Source organism: Chromobacterium sp. ATCC 53434 (assembly GCF_002848345.1).
Taxonomy (GTDB): Bacteria; Pseudomonadota; Gammaproteobacteria; order Burkholderiales; family Chromobacteriaceae; genus Chromobacterium.
This window is the reverse complement of the sequence record NZ_CP025429.1, coordinates 4,304,488-4,321,817: the sequence shown is the minus strand read 5'-3', so window position 1 is coordinate 4,321,817 and position 17,330 is coordinate 4,304,488. Positions and strand designations below refer to the sequence as shown.

Below are 17,330 nucleotides of genomic sequence, written 5' to 3'. Positions count from 1 at the left end.
TTCAGTGCAGGCCGATGGGTCGTTAGCTCAGTTGGTAGAGCAGCGGACTCTTAATCCGTAGGTCGAGTGTTCGAGCCACTCACGACCCACCATCTCCTCCCGCACCTCTCCAGACGCATTCCACAACGGGTCGTTAGCTCAGCTGGTAGAGCAGCGGACTTTTAATCCGTTGGTCGCAGGTTCGAATCCCGCACGACCCACCACGTATTCCATCCTCTAGATCCCATCGTTTTCCCGCCGCATCGTCGTTGCCGCTTTTTCTTTTAAATAAAAATGGTTATCATTGCGATTTAATCGCCGGCGGCCATGTTCCGCCCTGCAACAGGATGTACCCGTGATGAGCACCGTAATCGAACGCACCCGCACCCAGGACCTGAAAGCCCGCACCCACGAGACCCATGATCAGCTCGACCAGCGCATCATGGCCAATCAGCCGTTCGCCAGCCGCGACAATTACGCGCGCTTCCTCGATGCTCAATACCGCTTTCTGCGCGACGCCGACGCGCTGTACGACAATCCGGAGCTGGCCAAGCTGTTCTCCGACCTGGCCGAGCGCCGCCGTTATCTGAGCATCGCCGCCGACATGGGCGATCTGGGCCGGCCGCTGCCTCAGCTCGATGCCGCGCCGGTCAGCGCCAGCCTGGACGTGGCCAGCGCGATGGGCTGGCTGTACGTGGTGGAAGGCTCCAAGCTCGGCGCCGCCATCCTGTACAAGCTGGCCGGCAAACTGGACCTGGACGAAAACTTCGGCGCCCGCCACCTGGCCGGCCATCCGGACGGCCGCGCCCGGCACTGGCGCACCTTCACCTCGGCGCTGGACGGCCTGCAGCTGGACGACGAGGCCGAGGCGCGCGTCACCGCCGGCGCGGTGGCGGCCTTCGCCTGCATGAACGCCCACCTGGACCGGGTGTACGCTTGAGCGCCGCGCCGCATCGGGCGGTGCGCTGGCTCTATCTGCTGGGCGGCTTCGCGATGGTGGCGCTGGCGGTGATAGGCGCCTTGCTGCCGGTGATGCCGACCACCATCTTCCTGATCCTGGCGCTGGCCTGTTTCAGCAAGTCGTCGCCGCGCCTGGAGGCCAGGCTGTTGGCGCATCCGCGCTACGGTCCCGGCCTGCGGCTCTGGCGCGAGCAGCGGGTGGTGCCGGTCAAGGCCAAGTGCTTCGCGGCGCTGGGCATGGGCGCCGGCTTCGCGGCGCTGCTGCTGGCGCGGCCCCCGCACTGGGTGCCCTGGCTGGTGGCGGCGATCGAGCTGGCGGTGCTGGCCTATCTGCTCGGCCGGCCGTCGCGGCCGCGTTGACGGATCGGTCGCCCGGCGCGATGGAGCTGCCGGCCGGCTTGCCGCATAATGGCGGCAGAATGGCCGGAGGGCGGCCAAGGGGGATTCGATGACACTGATCAAGAGCATGCCGTTGCTGACGGCCCTGTGGGCGGGCGCCGCGCTGGCGCAGACGGCCGACGAGCAGTTGCTGGCGGCGCAGATGGCGTTCCAGCAGGCGCAGAGCCAGCAGCGGCTGGCCGATACCAGGATGAAGGCGGCCGAGGACGCCAAGGCGCTGGCCGAGCAGCGCTTGGCCGGCGCCCAGGCGGCGCTGGACAAGGCCAATGCCGAGCTGGCGGCGGCCGGCGCCGTGCAAAGCGGCGCGCAGCAGGGGCTGAACCAGGCCACGCAGACGCTGAACCAGGCCTGGCAGCGCAAGGAAGGCGGCCAGTAACTTACTTGGCGTTCAATTGCTGGTAGCGCAGCAGATCCTGCTGCATTTTCTGGCGGTAGGCGTCGATTTCGGCGCGCTTGGCGGCGAGCATCGCGGCGAGGTCCTTTTGCTCGTGCTGCAAGACCTGCAGATCGTGCTGGGTGGCGGCGCGCGGCGGCTGATGCTGGCGGGCGGCTAGGTCGGCGTCCTTCTGCAGATTGCGCTGCTGCAGCGTCAGCCCCTGGGCGCGCAATTCCAGCGCCCGCAGCGCCGACTGCAGCGCCGCCAACTGCTTGTCGCGGTCGGCCTTCAGATCGGCCAGCGTCGGATAGCTCTGGCTCAGGGCCTGGTCGTGGCGCTGCTGTTCCTGGCGCTGCTGCAGCGCCTGCCGCGCGGCGGCGGCGGAAGCCTCGCGCGCCTTGCGCTGAGGCTCGGTTTCCGCCTGCCGGGTGACGGCGCCTTGCCGGCTCAGCTCGGAGACGCCGCGGCTCTGGTTCTGCAGCGGCGGAGAGTCGCTGTAATGCGTCTTGCCGGTCTCGTCCACCCACTTGTACACGCCGGCCTGGGCCAGCGAGCACAATAGCAGCGACAATCCGGCAAGCGTTTTCATCAGTAATCGACTCCGTATTCGGCGCGATAGGCGCGGACCGCGTCCAGATGCGCCGCCAGTTCCGGACTGTTTTCCAGGAAGCCCAGCACGTCTTTCAGCGTGGCGATCGCCACCACCGGCAGACCGTGTTGCTGGGCCACTTCCTGCACCGCCGACAATTCGCCCTGGCCGCGCTCCATCCGGTCCAGCGCGATGGCGACGCCGGCCGGTTCGGCGCCGGCGGCGCGGATCAGCGCCACCGATTCGCGCACCGAGGTGCCGGCCGAGATCACATCGTCTATGATCAGCACCTTGCCTCGCAGCGGCGCGCCGACCAGGGTGCCGCCCTCGCCGTGGTCCTTCGCCTCCTTGCGGTTGTAGGCGAACGGCGCGTTGCGACCCTGTTCGGCCAGCGCCATGCCGGCGGCGGCGGCCAGTATGATGCCTTTATAGGCCGGCCCGAACAGCATGTCGAATTCGATGCCGCTGGCCAGAATGGATCGGGCGTAGAAGCGCGACAGGCTCAGCGTGGACGCGCCGTCGTTGAACAGGCCGGCGTTGAAGAAGTAGGGCGACTTGCGGCCCGCCTTGGTGATGAACTCGCCAAACTTCAAAACCTGCTTGTCGAGCGCAAAACGAATAAAATCCTGACGGAAATCGCTCATCCTTACTCCTCACTGAATCGTTAACTGTTTGAACGGCTGAAAAAAACCGCCGCAAGCATAGCACGGGAGACACAATGCTTCGAATCGTTTCCGCCAACCTCAATGGCATCCGCTCGGCGGACAAGAAGGGCTTTTTCGATTGGCTGGCCACCATCAACGCCGATTTCGTCTGCGTGCAGGAACTGAAGGCGCAGGCCGGCGACCTGTCAGAACGGATGCGCAATCCGGACGGCCTGGCCGGTTACTTCCACTACGCCGAGAAGAAGGGCTATAGCGGCGTGGGCCTGTACACCCGCCACAAGCCCGACGCGGTGGTGGAAGGCCTGGGCGTCGACTGGATCGACGCCGAGGGCCGTTTCCTGCAGCTGGATTTCGGCAAGCTGTCGGTGGTGTCGCTGTATCTGCCGTCCGGTTCCAGCAGCGACGAGCGCCAGCAGGTGAAGTTCGCCTTCCTCGATGTTTTCATGCCGCATCTGGAAAAGCTGCGCGCCGACGGCCGCGACATCGTGATCTGCGGCGACTGGAACATCGCGCACCAGGAGATCGACCTGAAGAACTGGAAGGGCAACCTGAAGAACTCCGGCTTCCTGCCGGAGGAGCGCGCGTGGATGACCGACTTGCTGGGCCGCGTCGGCTGGCGCGACGCCTGGCGCAATCTGTATCCGGAGGCGCCGGGCTACACCTGGTGGAGCAACCGCGGCCAGGCCTATGCCAAGGATGTCGGCTGGCGCATCGACTACCAGATCGTCACGCCGTCGCTGATGGAGCTGGCCGAAGCGGCCAGCGTCTACAAGGACGAGAAATTCTCCGACCACGCGCCGCTGATCGTCGATTACCGGCGGGCGCCGTGATGTGGGACGACGATGACGTCACATTGCTGACGGTGCCGGGTTGGGGCGACTCCGGCCACGCGCACTGGCAGAGCCGCTGGGAGCTCGGCTATCCGCTGGCGCGGCGGGCCGCGCAGCGCGACTGGCTGTATCCGGACCGCGACGAATGGGTGGCGGGGCTGTCCGCCGCCGCGGCCGGCATTCCGGGCCGGCTGGTCATCGCCGCCCACAGCCTGGGCTGCCACACCGCCGTCGCCTGGTTGCTGCAGGCTTCGCTGTCGGAACAGCGCAGGGTGAAGGGCCTGTTGCTGGTCGCGCCGCCGGCGCTGCCGATCGCGGAAGCGGTGGCGCGCGCCAGCGGCGAGTTGCCGGCCGGCGTGACGCTGCCGGCCTTCTCCGGCTTCGAGGCACCGCTGGCGCAGCGGCTGCCGGCGCCGGTCATCGTCGCCGCCAGCCGCGACGATCCGTTCTGCGGCTTCGAAGCGGCCGGGCGGATGGCGGCGGCCTGGGGCGCGGAACTGCACGATGCCGGCGCCTGCGGCCATATCGGCAGCCAGGCCGGCCTCGGCAGCTGGCCGGCGGGCCAGAGCCTGCTGCAGCGGCTGATTCTGGGGTGATGTCGCCCCTCTCCCCCGGCCCCTCTCCCGCGGGGGGAGAGGGGAGGGCGCTGCGCCGTCGTGGTTTTCACGAGACAGGCGCCGCTTGACCGTAAGCGAGCGATGCCGGCCACGCGGCGTGCGTTTCCGGGCGGTAGACTGGATGCGATTCGCAGCCCCTCTCCCCCTTGCGGGAGAGGGCTTGGGGAGAGGGGGGCTCAGCGTGCGACCGGCCGCTCCGGGTCGCTGCACCATTCGCTCCAGGAGCCCGGATACAGCCGGCTGCCGGCATAGCCGGCGATTTCCATAGACAGCAGATTGTGGCAGGCGGTGACGCCGGAGCCGCACTGGTGGACGATGGCGGCCGGGTCGAAGCCGGCTCCGAGCTGCGCCTCCCATTCAGCGCGCAGCTGCGCCGCCGGCTTGAAGCGCTGATCGCCGTCCAGATTGCTCATGAAGAAGCGGTTGGCCGCGCCGGGGATGTGGCCGGCCACCGGGTCCACCGTTTCGCCGACGCCGCGGAAGCGCTCCGCGCTGCGGGCGTCGACGACGGTGAACGACGGCGTGTCCAGATTGGCCAGCACCGCGTCGGCGTCGACCGCGCCGACCAGCGGCTGGCGGATGGCGAAACGGCGAGAGCGGCGGCCCGGCGGCTCGGTGTCGACGGCGAAGCCGGCGGCCTTCCAGGCGGTCAGGCCGCCATCCAGCACCGCGGCGTTCTCGTGACCCAGCCAGCGCAGCAGCCACCAGGCGCGCGCCGCGTACTGGCCGCCGCCGTCGTCGTAGGCGACGACCTGGGCGTGCTCGTCGACGCCTATCGCGCCGAGGTCCACCGCCAGCCGCTGGCCGTCGGGCAACGGATGGCGGCCGTTGCGGCCGTTCTTGCTGCCGGACAGATGGTAGTCCAGATGCAGATAGTGGGCGCCGGGCAGATGGCCCTGCTCGTAGGCGGCGTGGCCGTAGTCGGGGTTGTCCAGCTGGAAGCGGCAGTCCAGCAGCACCAGCCGGTCGGCGTCGAGGCCGGCCAGTTGTTCGGGCGTGATCAGCGTGGCGTACATGGTGGGGACCCTGAGCGAGGGAAAGTCCCCAGCCTAGCGGCAGCCGGCGGCGTTTGGCAAGCCGGGCCCGCTCAGTCGGCCAGCGCCGCGCGCAGCGCGTCGGCGAGTCCGGGCCGGCCGTGGTCGGCGCCGCCGCGCTGCGGCGCGGCCCAGATCGGGCTGGGGAAATGGGCGTCGTCGGCGAAGCGAGGAATCACGTGCCAGTGCAGGTGAGGCACCATATTGCCCAGGCTGGCCAGATTGATCTTGGTCGGCCGCATCACCGCGCGCAGCGCCGTTTCGACGCGGTAGACCCAGTCCATCAGATGCGCGCGGTCCGCCGCGTCCAGATCGGTCATCTCGGCGACGTGGCCGCGCCAGACTACGCGGCAGAAGCCCGGATAGCCGGCCTCGTCGACCAGCAGCACCCGCAGCTTGTCGTCCTGGTGCAGCAGCTCGCCTTTCGGCTCGCCGCAGAGTTCGCATGCCATGTTCGGCTCCGTATTGATAAGAGGCTGTTGATTCTACGCGCAGCGGCGTCAACAGGGCAGGGCGAAGCGTCTGTTATACTAAAACGATTGTCTGTCCGCCGCGCGCATGCCGGCGTGCCATTTTCCGATCGTAAGAACCGCCTGGGAATCGCCGTGAGTTTCGTCAACAGCCTATTTGTCATTGCCGTCCTGATCGCCGCCAGCGCCTTTTTCTCGGTATCGGAAATCTCCCTGGCCGCCGCGCGCAAGATCAAGCTGCGGCAACTGGCGGAGGAAGGCGACGGCAATGCCGCCCGGGTGCTGGAATTGCAGCAGCAGCCGGGCCATTTCTTCACCGTGGTGCAGATAGGGCTGAACGCCGTGGCCATCCTGGCCGGCATCCTGGGCGAGGCGGCGTTCACGCCGTACTTCGCCACGATGCTGCATCTGGTGACGCCGGCAGGCTGGGTCGAGCACCTGAGCTTCGTGTTGTCCTTCCTGTGCGTGACCTCGCTGTTCGTGCTGTTCGCCGATCTGATGCCGAAGCGGCTGGGCATGGTGGCGCCGGAGCGCATCGCGCTGTTGGTGGTGCGGCCGATGATGTTCTGCGTGCAGCTGTTCCGGCCGCTGGTGTGGCTGTTCAACGGTCTGGCCAATGTGTTCTTCCGCCTGTTCGGCGTGCCGACGGCGCGGCCCGAGGACCTGACGCCGGACGATCTGCTGGCGATGATGGACGCCGGCGCCGAGGCCGGGGTGCTGCAGCAGAAGGAGCACCACCTGATCGAGAACGTGTTCGAGCTGGAGAGCCGCACCGTGCCGTCGTCGATGACGGCGCGCGAGAGCATCATCTACTTCACGCTGCACGAGGACGAGTCCAGCATCAAGCAGAAGATCGCCGAGCATCCGCACACCAAGTTCCTGGTCTGCGACGGCGTGATCGATTCGGTGATCGGCTACGTCGACTCCAAGGACATCCTGATGCGGCTGATCAATCAGCAGAGCCTGTCGATGAAGCGCGAGCTGACGATACGCAATGTGCTGATCATCCCGGACACGCTGACGCTGTCCGAGCTCTTGGAGCGCTTCAAGGCCTCGCGCGAGGATTTCGCGGTGGTGATGAACGAGTACGCGCTGGTGGTCGGTGTGATCACGCTGAACGATGTGATGAGCACGGTGATGGGCGATCTGGTCAACCAGTTCCAGGAGGAGCAGGTGGTGCGCCGCGACGAGCGCTCCTGGCTGGTCGACGGCGCGACGCCGGTGGAGGACGTGCTGCGCGCGCTGGACATCGAGTCGTTCCCGGACGACGAGAACTACGAGACCATCGCCGGCTTCATGATGTATATGCTGCGCAAGATTCCCAAGCGCACCGACAGCGTCGAATACGAGGGCTACAAGTTCGAGGTGGTGGACATCGACAACTACCGGATAGACCAGCTGCTGGTGACGCTGATCCCGCCGACGCCGGCCGAGGCCGAGTCGGACCGCTGAATTACGATTGGTTACACCCGCTTACACAGGCCTCACAGACGGGATGGCGCGGTCTGCCTAACATGGATTCAAGGACGCCGGAAACGGCGCCCCGGAACAAGATCCCCACACTCGGATTCGGGAGCATGACCATGAAAAAACTGACCGCCCTTCTGCTGGCCGCCGTCCTGGGCCTGGGGTCCGCCGCCACCTACGCCGCCGACGCTTCCGCGCCGGCCGCCAAGGCCGCCGCGCCGGCCAAGCATCACAAGCATCACAAGAAGCACCACGCGAAGAAGGCCAGCTCGGCGCCCGCCGCGCAAAAGGCGCAGGCCGCCAAGAAGCATCACAAGCACCATCATCACGGCCACAAGAAGCACCACAATCCGAAGTAAGGCGGCCCGACGGGCCCGGTCATCGCCGGATGCGAGAGAAGGAGGCTAACAGCCTCCTTTTTATTTTGGCCGTCATTTTCAATTTTCTGTTGCGTATATGCCCATTGTGATTGTAAAAACCTGTTCAAAATGACAGGCGAGTAGTTCTCTTCTTGTATTCCGATCTGGATATTCGATTCTGATACCAATGTAATACCACGTGAGGCGCTCATGCTGGTGATTGCATCGGCAAGAGCGAATCGACCTCTGCCTTCCATCCAGTCCAAGAAGAGGAGAACCACCATGCTGAATTTTCCGTTGTCCCGCGCGCTGTTGGCCGTCGGCGCCGCTTTCGCGCTGGCGCAGGCCGCCTGGGCCGCGCCGTCGTGCTCGCCCTGGAGTAGCGGCCAGGTCTATAACGCCGGCGACTACGCCACCTTCAACGGCCAGACCTGGCGCGCCAGCTGGTGGACCCAGGGAGAGCAGCCGGGCAGCAATCAGTGGGGCGCCTGGCAGCAGCGTCCGGCCAGCGAGTGCACGCCCGGCGATCCCAGCCAGCCTGGCCAGCCCAGCAGCGGCGTGCCGCCGGAACCGACCCCGACCGTCGGCCGCAACGTCGGCTCCTACTTCACCCAGTGGGGCATCTACGACCGCAACTACAAGGTGTTCAACCTGGTCAAGGCCGGCGGCGACAAGCAGCTGACCTTCCTGAACTACGCCTTCGGCAATGTCTACGCAGATGGCAAGTGCGGCATGGTCACCCGAGCCGAGAGCGGCAACGGCGACGGCGGCGACGCCTGGGCCGACTACCAGCGCTCCTTCGCCGCCAACGAATCGGTGGACGGCAAGGCCGACAGCTGGAACGATCCGCTGCGCGGCAACTTCAACCAGCTGCGCAAGCTGAAGCTGGCGAATCCCTCGCTGAAGGTGCTGATCTCGCTGGGCGGCTGGACCTGGTCCAAGAACTTCGGCCAGTTCGCCGCCACCGACGCCGGCCGCAAGGCCATGGTCAGCTCGTGCATAGACCTCTACATCAAGGGCAACCTGCCGGTGGGCGAGAGCGCCGGCGGACAGGCTTCGGCGCTGGGCGTGTTCGACGGCTTCGACATCGACTGGGAATATCCGGGCGGCGGCGGCCTGCCGACCAATACCGTCGATCCGAACGACAAGCACAACTACACGCTGCTGCTGGCCGAGTTCCGCAACCAGCTGAACGCGCTGACCACGGCCAACAAGCGCCGCTACTACCTGACCGTGGCGATCGGCTCCGGCGTCGACAAGATCCGCAACACCGAGCCGGCCGCCTACAGCGGCTATCTCGACTGGATCAACGTGATGACCTATGACTTCCACGGCGGCTGGGACGCCAAGGGACCGACCAACTTCCAGTCCAACCTCTACCGCGATCCGGCGGCGCCGGTCACCGGCGACCAGGTCTACTACACCGTCGACGACGCGGTGAAGACCCTGGTGGGCGCCGGCGTGCCGCGCGCCAAGATCAACGTCGGCCTGCCGTTCTACGGCCGCGGCTGGACCGGCGTGGCCGCGGGCGCCAAGGGCGATGGCCTGTACCAGGTGGCCACCGGCCCGGCCAAGGGCACTTACGAGCAGGGCATAGAGGACTACCGCGTGCTGGTGAACCGCAGCGCGAAGCAGTTCAACAGCCCGGTGGCCAAGCAGCTGTGGACCTACGACGGCAACGAGTTCTGGAGCTACGACGATCCGGCGACGATACGCGGCAAGCTGGACTATGTGCGCCAGCAGCAGCTCGGCGGCGTGTTCAGCTGGTCGCTGGACGGCGACGACGCGCAGGCGACGTTGCTGAAGACCAGCGCCGAGGTCCGGCAGGACGCGGCGACCGCGGCCAAGCGCCGCGCGGCTGCGGCGGCCGCCGCCGCGGCGAAAGCCAAGGCAGCGAAGAAGTAGGAGGGGGAGGACGGGAAAACGGCGGGGCATGCCCCCGCCGTTTTTTTTATCGCTTCCGTCTGGCTTACAGTTCGGCCGCCGGCAGCACCCGCAGCGGCTTCGGCGTGGCGCTGGAGGCGCGCCAAATGGCATTGAAGTGGTCTATGACTTGTTCGCCGCTCAAGGCAAAAGCGCTGATGGTGGAGTGGCCGTCTTCGATGACGGTGATCTGGTAGCCGCGCGACACGGCGTTGCGCACCGTGCTGTCGACGCAGAAATCGGTCGCGGCGCCGCCTATCCACAGCTTGCTGGTCCCGTGGGCCGACAGCCATTGCGCCAGATCGGTCTCGCAGAAGCTGTCGCCGTGGCGCTTGTGGACGATCTGGTCGCCGGCTGCGCGGGCGAGCTTCGGATGCAGCTGCCAGCCGTCGGAGCCGCGCGGCAGATCGTCCTCCTCGTGCTGGACGAAGATCACCGGCATGCCGCGCTGGCGGGCCTTGGCGATGGCGAGGTTGAGATTGTCGAGCACGGCGTCGAGGCGGGCGGCGCGTTGTTTCCCTTCGACGACGTCGACCTGGACATCGATGATCAGCAGGGCGGTATCGGACATGTTTGTTCTCCTGTGGCGCGGGGACGGGCGTTCAGCCCAGGACTTCGGGATTGAGCACGTGGGCGGTGTCGCCGCCGAAGAAGCGCAGGGCGTTGTCGCAGGCGATTTCCAGATATTGGCGGTAGCTGGCCTCCTCGGCGTAGCCGAGGTGCGGCGTGCACAGCACATTGGGACGGCCGAACAGCGGGTGGGCGGTGTCGTAGACCGGCTCCCGCTCGAACACGTCGAGCGCGGCGAAGCCGGGGCGGCCGGCGTCCAGCGCCGCCTGCAGCGCGCCGGGGGCGATCAGCTCGGCGCGGCTGGTGTTGACCAGCAGCGCGTCCGGCTTCATCGCCGCGAGGTCGGCCGGGCCGACATTGCCGGTCGTCGCCGGAACCAGTCGCTGGTGCAGCGAAACGATGTCGGCCTCGGCGAAGAAGGCCTCGCGGCTGGCGGCGGCCCGGTAGCCGAGCGCCAGCGCCTCCTCGCGGGCGCGCTCGCTGCCCCAGACCAGCACCTGCATGCCGAAGGCGCGACCGTAGCCGGCGACCAGCTTGCCTATCTTGCCGAAGCCGAGTATGCCCAGCGTGGCGTCGCGGACGACCCGGCCGGCCGGTCCCTGCCAGTCGCCGTGGCGCAGGCTGTCCACCGATTCCAGCAGGCGACGGCGCGCGGCCATGATCAACAGCCAGCTCAGTTCCGCCGGCGCGTGCGGCGAGCCGCTGCCCTCGACGACGGCGACGCCGGCGCGGCTGCAGGCGTCGACATCGATATTGCGCGCCAGCTTGCCGGTCTGGCTGACCAGCTTCAAGCGGGGCATGCGCGCCAGCAGCGCCGCGTCGACGACGGTGCGCTCGCGGATCAGCAGCAGCGCGTCGGCTTCGGCCAGCGCGGCGTCGGCGTCGGGCGCGCGGGACAGGTCGCCGACGCCGCGGCAGACGACGTCCGGATGGCGATGCAGTTCGGCGAGTTGCGGGACGATGTTCTGGTAGTCGTCGGGAACCAGCAGGCGGATAGAAGACATCGGCGGACCTCGCGGGGAAAGTCCACATTGTAATCATTTATCATGTCGCCGCCGAGTCCTCGATGTCGGCGCCGTTCACCGGTTCGGCGCGGCAGACGCGATTGCGGCCGCCCTGCTTGGCGGCGTACAGCGCCTTGTCGGCGCGCGACACCGCCGACTCCAGCGTTTCCGGCTCCCGCCACTGGCACAGGCCTATGCTGATGGTGACGTGGATCGGGCCGGCCGCGGCGTCCATCGCGTGACGCGACACCGCCAGGCGCAGCCGTTCCGCCAGCGCGTCGTCGTCGCCGTGGCCGGCCGACAGCACGACGAATTCCTCGCCTCCCCAGCGGATCAGCAGGTCGTTGCCGCGCAGCTGCGAGCGCAACAGCTCGGTGATTTCGCGCAGCAGCTGGTCGCCGACCTGATGGCCGTGCTGATCGTTGACCTGTTTGAAATGGTCGATGTCGAGAATCTGCAGCTGGGGCTGGGCGCCGATGCGCTGGCAATGGCGCAGCCAGCCGGGCAGCAATTCCAGGAAGGCCAGCCGGTTCAGGCAGCCGGTCAGCTGGTCGGTGGTGGCCAGCTGGCGCAGCCGCCGCTGATGGCGGTGCAAGGTCGCCAGCACCGCCAGCACCACCAGCAGCAGGATGGCGGAATTGATCACCAGATTGACCAGCAGCCGGTGGTGCAGCCGCTCCAGCGGACCGGACTCGTTCTGCTCCACCAGCAGGCGCCAGCCCAATTCCGGCACCAGCCGGCTGCTCAGCAGGTAGCGGTTGTCGTTCAGCCGATATTCCAGCCGTCGCGGCTGCTCGCCGCCGGCCAGGATGGCGTCGGCCAGACCGGCCAGGCCCGGCAGGTCCTGTAGCCGCCGCTGCGGCCGCGGCGCGCTGTCCAGCATGATGCGGCCGTCCCGGTCTATGAAGTAGATCCGGCGTTGCAGGCGCCGCTCGTATTCGGCCAGCCGCGCGCGCAGCCTGTCCAGCTCCAGGCCGACGCCGATGACGCCGAGCAGCTTGCCCTGCGCGTCGACCATGCGCTGGTTGATGAAGATGGTGGCCTTGCCGCCATTGGTCATGTCCCAGTCGATATTGATCTCGCGCGGCTCGCGCATCTTGCTGCTGCGGAAATACCAGCTGTCGGACGGATCGTTGGCGGAGACGGTCTTCAGCACGCCGCGCGCGTAGTAGTAGCGATGGGTGCGCTCCGACACCAGAAAGCTGCCGCTGATGCCGTAGTGGCCGTCGATGGCGGCGAGGTAGCGGCTGGCGTGGCTGGCGTCTGTCTCTCCCTGCTGCAGCCAGTCGAGCAGAAAGACGTCGCGGGCCATCAGCTCGGCGACCGACAGCGGCCGCAGTATGCCCTGGTCTATCTCCGACATGATGGTGTCGCCGGACAGCGGCAGGTCCTGCTCCACCAGGCTGCGGCTGATGTCGTCGCTGGTCTGGCGGTAGTACAGCGCGGCGTTCAGCAGGATGCCGCCCAGAAGCAGCAGCGTGACGATGACGACCAGGCGGTAAGGCGCGAATGGTGCGGACACGCGGCTCCTCCGGAGGAGTGTGGCGGATGGCTGAAAGCCCGTAACAGGCTTTCAGCCTAGGATGCTACGCGCATCACGCCAAGCCGTCACTTGCGCATCGGCATCGTCAGCGGCGGAAAACGTGGGGCGTCGGCATCGGCAGGCGCCGGCAGAGAAGGCCTTGAGCACCGGGGGCAAGCATTGGGAGGGGGGCGGGGCTCCGCGCGGCGCGCCCGATCAGGAATGGCGCCGATCCGGGCCTAGCTGTGCCATCGGTCAGCGTATCGGGATGTACAGCTCTGTCAGCGCGCAGCGGCAGACCCAGTTCGCGCAGCATGACGATGCGGCCGAGCATAGCCACCTGCGCCGGCAGGTAGCAGCGGGCCAGTTGTCCGATGGTGAGCATCGATCGAGTCGCGTGGTGGCGGATGGAGGCAGTGTGGACCTTGCCGCAACGGCAAGGTCAAGCCCCGGCCCTTCCTGGGCGGAAGGGCCGGGAACGGATTTACAACAGCACTCTTTCGATGCCGCCGTTGCGGGCGCGGGCCACATAGTCCGGCAGCCAGTTTTCGCCCAGCAGGTGGCGGGCGATCTCGACGACGATGTAGTCGGCCTCGGTGCCGGTGTCCGGACTGTAGCGCGACAGGCCCTGCAGGCAGGACGGGCAGGAGGTCAGGATCTTCACCGGCTTGGCCGGCGCCGCGCCGCCGGTCAGCGCTTGCAGATTGTTGTGGATCTCTTCCTCTTTGCGCGCGCGCACCTGGGTGGCGATGTCCGGCCGGCTGGCGGCGAAGGTGCCGGCCTCGCCGCAGCAGCGGTCGGTCAGCGGCACGCCGCCGCCCATCAGTTCGTTGACCACCTTCAGCGGCTGGTGGGTCTTCATCGGCGTGTGGCAGGGGTCGTGATAGAGATACTGCTGGCCCTGGATGCCGTCCAGCTTGACGCCTTTTTCCATCAGGTATTCGTGGATGTCGATGACGCGGCAGCCGGGGAAGATGTCCTCGAAGCGGTAGTGCGCCAGCTGGTCGAAGCAGGTGCCGCAGCTGACCACCACGGTCTTGATGTCCAGATAGTTCAGCGTGTTGGCGACGCGGTGGAACAGCACGCGGTTCTCGGTGGTGATCGCGTCGCCCTTGTCCTGGTAGCCGGCGCTGGTCTGCGGGTAGCCGCAGCACAGATAGCCGGGCGGCAGCACCGTCTGCGCGCCGACATGCCACAGCATCGCCTGGGTGGCGAGGCCGACCTGGCTGAACAGCCGTTCCGAACCGCAGCCGGGGAAGTAGAACACCGCCTCGGCGTCCTCGGCCGCCTGCGGATTGCGGATCACCGGCACGATGTGCGGATCCTCGACGTCCAACAGCGCGCGCGCGGTTTTTTTCGGCAGGCCGCCCGGCATCGGCCGGTTGATGAAGTGGATCACCTGCTGTTTGACCGGCGCTGGGCCGACGGTGGCCGGCGGCTGTTTCTTCTGGCCGGCGAGCAGGCCGAGCCGCTTGCCGACGCTGTTGCCGAGCCGCTGCGCCTGGTAGCCGACGCCGACCAGGCCGGCGCGTATGGTCTTGATCGTCGCCGGATCCTTGGCGGTCAGGAAGGCCATGCCCAGCGCGGTGCCGGGGTTGAATTTCTTCTTGCCGGCCTTCCTGAGGAAGTTGCGCATCGCCACCGACACGTCGCCGAAGTCTATCTTCACCGGGCAGGGTTTGACGCAGCGGTGGCAGACCGTGCAGTGGTCGGCGACGTCGGACAGCTCCTCGAAGTGCTTCAGGCTGACGCCGCGCCGGGTCTGCTCCTCGTACAGGAAGGCCTCGGTCAACAGGCCGACGCCGAGGATCTTGTTGCGCGGGGAATAAAGCAGGTTGGCGCGCGGCACGTGGGTCGAGCACACCGGCTTGCACTTGCCGCAGCGCAGGCAGTCCTTGATCGAGTCGTTGATCTGGCCGATGTCGGACTGTTCCAGGATCAGCGATTCGGCGCCCAACAGCGAGAACGACGGCGTGTAGGCCTGGCTGAGGTCGGCGCCCGGTAGCAGCTTGCCGCGGTTGAAGTGGCCGTTCGGGTCCACTTGCTGCTTGTAGCTGCGGAACGGGGCGATCTCGTCGTCGTTGAGGAATTCCAGCTTGGTGATGCCTATGCCGTGCTCGCCGGAGATCACGCCGCCGAGCGCGCGCGCCAGCGCCATGATGCGCTCGACCGCGTGGTGGGCGGTCTGCAGCATCCGGTAGTTGTCGGAGTTGACCGGCAGATTGGTGTGCACGTTGCCGTCGCCGGCGTGCATGTGCAGCGCGACGAAGACCCGGCCGCGCAGCACGTGTTTCTGCAGCTCGCCGATGGCGGCGCGGATGCCGACGGCGGCGTTGCCGGAGAACAGCTGTTCCAGCTCGGCCAGCACCTCGCGTTTCCAGCTGACGCGCAGCGTGAAGTCGCGCAGCGCGTGGAACACGGTGTCCGGCCGCGCGGCGGCGCCTTCCCGCGGCGCGTCCGGCCAGCGGGCGGCGTATTCGTGGAATGGCGCGTCCATGTGGTCGAGCAGCCACTGCCAGCGGTCGCGATGGACGGCCAGCAGCGACAGCGCGGCGGCGCGGCGGTCGCCTATCAGCTCTTCCGACGGCAGGTTGGTGTCCATCTTGTCCACCGGCAGCCGGCCGTGGAAGTACTCGGTCAGCGTGTCCAGCAGTTCTATCTTGTTGGCGATGGATAACTCGATATTGATGCGTTCGATGCCGTCGCTGTAGTCGCCGAGGCGCGGTAGCGGGATCACCACGTCCTCGTTGATCTTGAACGCGTTGGTGTGCTTGGCGATGGCGGCGGTGCGGCTGCGGTCCAGCCAGAAGGTCTTGCGCGCCTCCGGCGTCACCGCGATGAAGCCCTCGCCGTGGCGGGCGTTGGCGATGCGGACCACCTGGCTGGCGGCCTCGGCGGCGGCATTCTCATCGTCGGAGACGATGTCGGCGATCAGCACCATTTTCGGCCGGCCGCGGCTCTTGGCCTTGGTGGCGTAGCCGACCGCGCGCACATAGCGCCAGTCCAGGTGCTCCAGGCCGGCCAGCTGCACGCCGGCGGCCAGGCAGGCGCCGCCCGGCTTGAACAGGTCGGTGATCTCGACGATGGCCGGCGTCGCCTCGGCTACGGTGCCGAAGAATTCCAGACACACGGTGCGGGTGTGGCCCGGCATCCGGTGCAGCACGAAGCGGGCGCTGGTGATGATGCCGTCGCAGCCTTCCTTCTGCACGCCGGGCAGGCCGGCCAGGAATTTGTCGGTGACGTCCTTGCCCAGGCCCACCTTGCGGAAGGCGCTGCCGGGGATGTTCAGTTCGCGGCTCTCCTCGACGGTCTTGCCGTCGTCGGCCAGCCGCGACACGCGGAAGCGGGCGACGTCGACGTCGTGGATCTTGCCGTAGTTGTGGCCTATCCGTTCAACGAACAGCCAGCGGCCGTCCGGATCCACCATCTTCCAGCTGGCCAGGTTGTCCAGCGTGGTGCCCCACAGCACCGCTTTTTTGCCGCCGGCGTTCATCGCGATATTGCCGCCGATACAGGAGGCCTCGGCCGAGGTCGGGTCCACCGCGAACACCAGGCTGGCGGCCGACGCGGCCTCGGACACCCGGGCGGTGACCACGCCGGCGCCGCAGTAGATGGTGGCGCGCCGGCCGGAGAGCCCCGGCAGTTCGATGTGCTCCACGCCGAGGTGGCGGTCCAGCTTCTCGGTGTTGATCACCGCGCTCATCCGGTCCAGCGGCACCGCGCCGCCGGTGTAGCCGGTGCCGCCGCCGCGCGGGATGATGGTCAGCTCCAGCTCGATGCAGGCGCGCACCAGCGGCGCCATCTCGGCCTCGCTGTCCGGACTCAGCACCACGAACGGATATTCGACGCGCCAGTCGGTGGCGTCGGTGACGTGGGCGACGCGGGACAGGCCGTCGAACTGGATATTGTCGCGGCGGGTCAGCCGGGTCAGCTTCTTCAGCACGCGGGCGCGCAATTCGCGGGTCTCGTCGAACTGGCGGGCGAAGGCGTCGACGGCCGCGTGCGCGGCGGCGATCATCTCTTCGACGCGGCCGTTGCCGTGGCGGCGCTTTTCCACCTCGTGGAGACGGTGGCGCATCGCCTCCACCAGCGCCGACAGGCGCTTCGGATTGTCCAGCAGGTCGTCGACCAGATAGGGGTTGCGGTCCACCACCCAGATGTCGCCCAACACCTCGAACAGCATGCGCGCGGAGCGGCCGGTCTTGCGCTCGCCGCGCAAGGCGTCCAGCAACTGCCACATCGGTTCGCCGAGCAGGCGGATGATGATTTCGCGATCGGAGTACGAGGTGTAGTTGTACGGGATCTCCCGCAGGCGTTGTTCGCTGGTGATGGCTGTCATTTGTCCGCAAGCTGGATTTTATTTAGAGGAATGTCTGTCAGTGTATCCCAATTGCTGCGCTGCGAAAAATACGCGTTTGGCAGGGTTTTTTCCTCTTTATATCAAGATATTGCCGGCCGGAACCGGGCAGGCGTCATTGACGCTGATCTGGATATTTTATTCAGCGGGAATGGCGAGGGACGGCGATGCCGGCGCTGTTTTGGGCTGGAGAGACGCCCGATGGCATC

At 67.1% G+C, this 17,330-nt stretch carries 17 protein-coding genes and 2 tRNA genes; 10 read left to right on the top strand and 9 right to left on the bottom strand.

All coding sequences use genetic code 11. The features are described from left to right. Positions 1–16: 16 nt before the first annotated feature. The 5 genes from CXB49_RS19210 to CXB49_RS19190 all read left to right on the top strand — a co-directional run bounded on the left by CXB49_RS19210 (position 17) and on the right by CXB49_RS19190 (position 1,714). Positions 17–92: transfer RNA gene (locus CXB49_RS19210), tRNA-Lys, on the top strand. A 35-nt stretch (positions 93–127) separates the two neighbouring features. Continuing rightward, positions 128–203, top strand: a tRNA-Lys gene (locus CXB49_RS19205). 134 nt (positions 204–337) lie between these two features. Beyond that, positions 338–919, top strand: coding sequence for a biliverdin-producing heme oxygenase (locus CXB49_RS19200; RefSeq protein ID WP_101709855.1), 582 nt, complete (start codon positions 338–340; stop codon positions 917–919). Further along, the gene (locus CXB49_RS19195) at positions 916–1,299 is read left to right on the top strand and encodes a YbaN family protein (RefSeq protein ID WP_199406719.1); all 384 of its coding nucleotides are present in this window, start codon (positions 916–918) and stop codon (positions 1,297–1,299) included. Before CXB49_RS19200 ends, CXB49_RS19195 begins: the two co-directional genes overlap by 4 nt. A gap of 88 nt (positions 1,300–1,387) precedes the next feature. Then, on the top strand, positions 1,388–1,714 hold the full coding sequence (locus CXB49_RS19190) for a hypothetical protein (RefSeq protein WP_101709854.1): 327 nt from the start codon (positions 1,388–1,390) through the stop codon (positions 1,712–1,714). Between the two features lies 1 nt (position 1,715). Here the strand turns inward: CXB49_RS19190 and CXB49_RS19185 are convergent, their stop codons facing one another. Further along, positions 1,716–2,303: a DUF4124 domain-containing protein gene (locus CXB49_RS19185; RefSeq protein ID WP_101709853.1), complete on the bottom strand. Its 588-nt coding sequence runs from the start codon at positions 2,301–2,303 to the stop codon at positions 1,716–1,718. Beyond that, positions 2,303–2,947, bottom strand: a complete 645-nt coding sequence (gene pyrE / locus CXB49_RS19180) for an orotate phosphoribosyltransferase (RefSeq protein WP_101709852.1) — start codon at positions 2,945–2,947, stop codon at positions 2,303–2,305. The genes CXB49_RS19185 and pyrE overlap by 1 nt, the downstream gene beginning before the upstream one ends. 74 nt (positions 2,948–3,021) lie before the next feature. Between pyrE and CXB49_RS19175 the strand changes: the two genes are divergently transcribed. Both CXB49_RS19175 and CXB49_RS19170 read left to right on the top strand, forming a co-directional pair. Continuing rightward, positions 3,022–3,798 carry an exodeoxyribonuclease III gene (locus CXB49_RS19175; protein ID WP_101709851.1) on the top strand — a complete coding sequence of 259 codons (777 nt, stop codon included), beginning with the start codon at positions 3,022–3,024 and terminating at the stop codon, positions 3,796–3,798. Continuing rightward, complete coding sequence (locus CXB49_RS19170; protein ID WP_101709850.1) at positions 3,798–4,394, top strand: alpha/beta hydrolase; 597 nt, start codon at positions 3,798–3,800, stop codon at positions 4,392–4,394. The genes CXB49_RS19175 and CXB49_RS19170 overlap by 1 nt, the downstream gene beginning before the upstream one ends. A 197-nt stretch (positions 4,395–4,591) precedes the next feature. Here CXB49_RS19170 and CXB49_RS19165 read toward each other — a convergent pair whose 3' ends face one another. Together CXB49_RS19165 and CXB49_RS19160 are read right to left on the bottom strand one after the other, a co-directional pair. Beyond that, a complete protein-coding gene (locus tag CXB49_RS19165) occupies positions 4,592–5,431 on the bottom strand; it encodes a sulfurtransferase (protein WP_101709849.1) in 840 nt (279 codons plus the stop codon). Positions 5,432–5,502: 71 nt separating this feature from the next. Then, positions 5,503–5,901: an HIT family protein gene (locus tag CXB49_RS19160; protein WP_101709848.1), complete on the bottom strand. Its 399-nt coding sequence runs from the start codon at positions 5,899–5,901 to the stop codon at positions 5,503–5,505. Positions 5,902–6,054: 153 nt separating this feature from the next. Between CXB49_RS19160 and CXB49_RS19155 the strand changes: the two genes are divergently transcribed. Together CXB49_RS19155 and CXB49_RS19150 are read left to right on the top strand one after the other, a co-directional pair. After that, entirely contained in the window at positions 6,055–7,371 is a 1,317-nt protein-coding gene (locus CXB49_RS19155; protein ID WP_101709847.1) for a hemolysin family protein, read from the top strand. A 131-nt stretch (positions 7,372–7,502) separates the two neighbouring features. Continuing rightward, positions 7,503–7,745 (top strand): acid-shock protein, encoded by a 243-nt coding sequence (locus CXB49_RS19150; RefSeq protein ID WP_101710774.1) that lies wholly within the window; start codon positions 7,503–7,505, stop codon positions 7,743–7,745. Here the strand turns inward: CXB49_RS19150 and CXB49_RS23740 are convergent. After that, positions 7,712–8,029 (bottom strand): hypothetical protein, encoded by a 318-nt coding sequence (locus CXB49_RS23740; RefSeq protein ID WP_158300953.1) that lies wholly within the window; start codon positions 8,027–8,029, stop codon positions 7,712–7,714. The two genes, CXB49_RS19150 and CXB49_RS23740, sit on opposite strands and share 34 nt — an antisense overlap. Between CXB49_RS23740 and CXB49_RS19145 the strand changes: the two genes are divergently transcribed. After that, positions 8,028–9,650 carry a glycosyl hydrolase family 18 protein gene (locus tag CXB49_RS19145; RefSeq protein WP_101709846.1) on the top strand — a complete coding sequence of 541 codons (1,623 nt, stop codon included), beginning with the start codon at positions 8,028–8,030 and terminating at the stop codon, positions 9,648–9,650. The two genes, CXB49_RS23740 and CXB49_RS19145, sit on opposite strands and share 2 nt — an antisense overlap. Positions 9,651–9,714: 64 nt before the next feature. Here the strand turns inward: CXB49_RS19145 and CXB49_RS19140 are convergent, their stop codons facing one another. The 4 genes from CXB49_RS19140 to CXB49_RS19120 form a co-directional block, all read right to left on the bottom strand. Beyond that, positions 9,715–10,239 carry a cysteine hydrolase family protein gene (locus CXB49_RS19140; RefSeq protein ID WP_101709845.1) on the bottom strand — a complete coding sequence of 175 codons (525 nt, stop codon included), beginning with the start codon at positions 10,237–10,239 and terminating at the stop codon, positions 9,715–9,717. Between the two features lie 31 nt (positions 10,240–10,270). Next, positions 10,271–11,242 (bottom strand): D-2-hydroxyacid dehydrogenase family protein, encoded by a 972-nt coding sequence (locus CXB49_RS19135; protein WP_101709844.1) that lies wholly within the window; start codon positions 11,240–11,242, stop codon positions 10,271–10,273. Positions 11,243–11,282: 40 nt separating this feature from the next. Next, a complete protein-coding gene (locus tag CXB49_RS19130; protein WP_101709843.1) occupies positions 11,283–12,764 on the bottom strand; it encodes a diguanylate cyclase in 1,482 nt (493 codons plus the stop codon). A 484-nt stretch (positions 12,765–13,248) separates the two neighbouring features. Next, positions 13,249–17,103 carry a DUF3683 domain-containing protein gene (locus tag CXB49_RS19120; protein ID WP_101709841.1) on the bottom strand — a complete coding sequence of 1,285 codons (3,855 nt, stop codon included), beginning with the start codon at positions 17,101–17,103 and terminating at the stop codon, positions 13,249–13,251. Positions 17,104–17,330: the final 227 nt, after the last annotated feature.

Bases quoted from the DNA above. Each gene is read 5' to 3' on its own strand.
- CXB49_RS19200 (WP_101709855.1), top strand. From the start codon at position 338: ATGAGCACCGTAATCGAACGCACCCGCACCCAGGACCTGAAAGCCCGC.
- CXB49_RS19190 (WP_101709854.1), top strand. From the start codon at position 1,388: ATGACACTGATCAAGAGCATGCCGTTGCTGACGGCCCTGTGGGCGGGC.
- CXB49_RS19185 (WP_101709853.1), bottom strand. From the start codon at position 2,303: ATGAAAACGCTTGCCGGATTGTCGCTGCTATTGTGCTCGCTGGCCCAG.
- pyrE (WP_101709852.1), bottom strand. From the start codon at position 2,947: ATGAGCGATTTCCGTCAGGATTTTATTCGTTTTGCGCTCGACAAGCAG.
- CXB49_RS19175 (WP_101709851.1), top strand. From the start codon at position 3,022: ATGCTTCGAATCGTTTCCGCCAACCTCAATGGCATCCGCTCGGCGGAC.
- CXB49_RS19170 (WP_101709850.1), top strand. From the start codon at position 3,798: ATGTGGGACGACGATGACGTCACATTGCTGACGGTGCCGGGTTGGGGC.
- CXB49_RS19165 (WP_101709849.1), bottom strand. From the start codon at position 5,431: ATGTACGCCACGCTGATCACGCCCGAACAACTGGCCGGCCTCGACGCC.
- CXB49_RS19160 (WP_101709848.1), bottom strand. From the start codon at position 5,901: ATGGCATGCGAACTCTGCGGCGAGCCGAAAGGCGAGCTGCTGCACCAG.
- CXB49_RS19150 (WP_101710774.1), top strand. From the start codon at position 7,503: ATGAAAAAACTGACCGCCCTTCTGCTGGCCGCCGTCCTGGGCCTGGGG.
- CXB49_RS19145 (WP_101709846.1), top strand. From the start codon at position 8,028: ATGCTGAATTTTCCGTTGTCCCGCGCGCTGTTGGCCGTCGGCGCCGCT.
- CXB49_RS23740 (WP_158300953.1), bottom strand. From the start codon at position 8,029: ATGGTGGTTCTCCTCTTCTTGGACTGGATGGAAGGCAGAGGTCGATTC.
- CXB49_RS19140 (WP_101709845.1), bottom strand. From the start codon at position 10,239: ATGTCCGATACCGCCCTGCTGATCATCGATGTCCAGGTCGACGTCGTC.
- CXB49_RS19135 (WP_101709844.1), bottom strand. From the start codon at position 11,242: ATGTCTTCTATCCGCCTGCTGGTTCCCGACGACTACCAGAACATCGTC.
- CXB49_RS19120 (WP_101709841.1), bottom strand. From the start codon at position 17,103: ATGACAGCCATCACCAGCGAACAACGCCTGCGGGAGATCCCGTACAAC.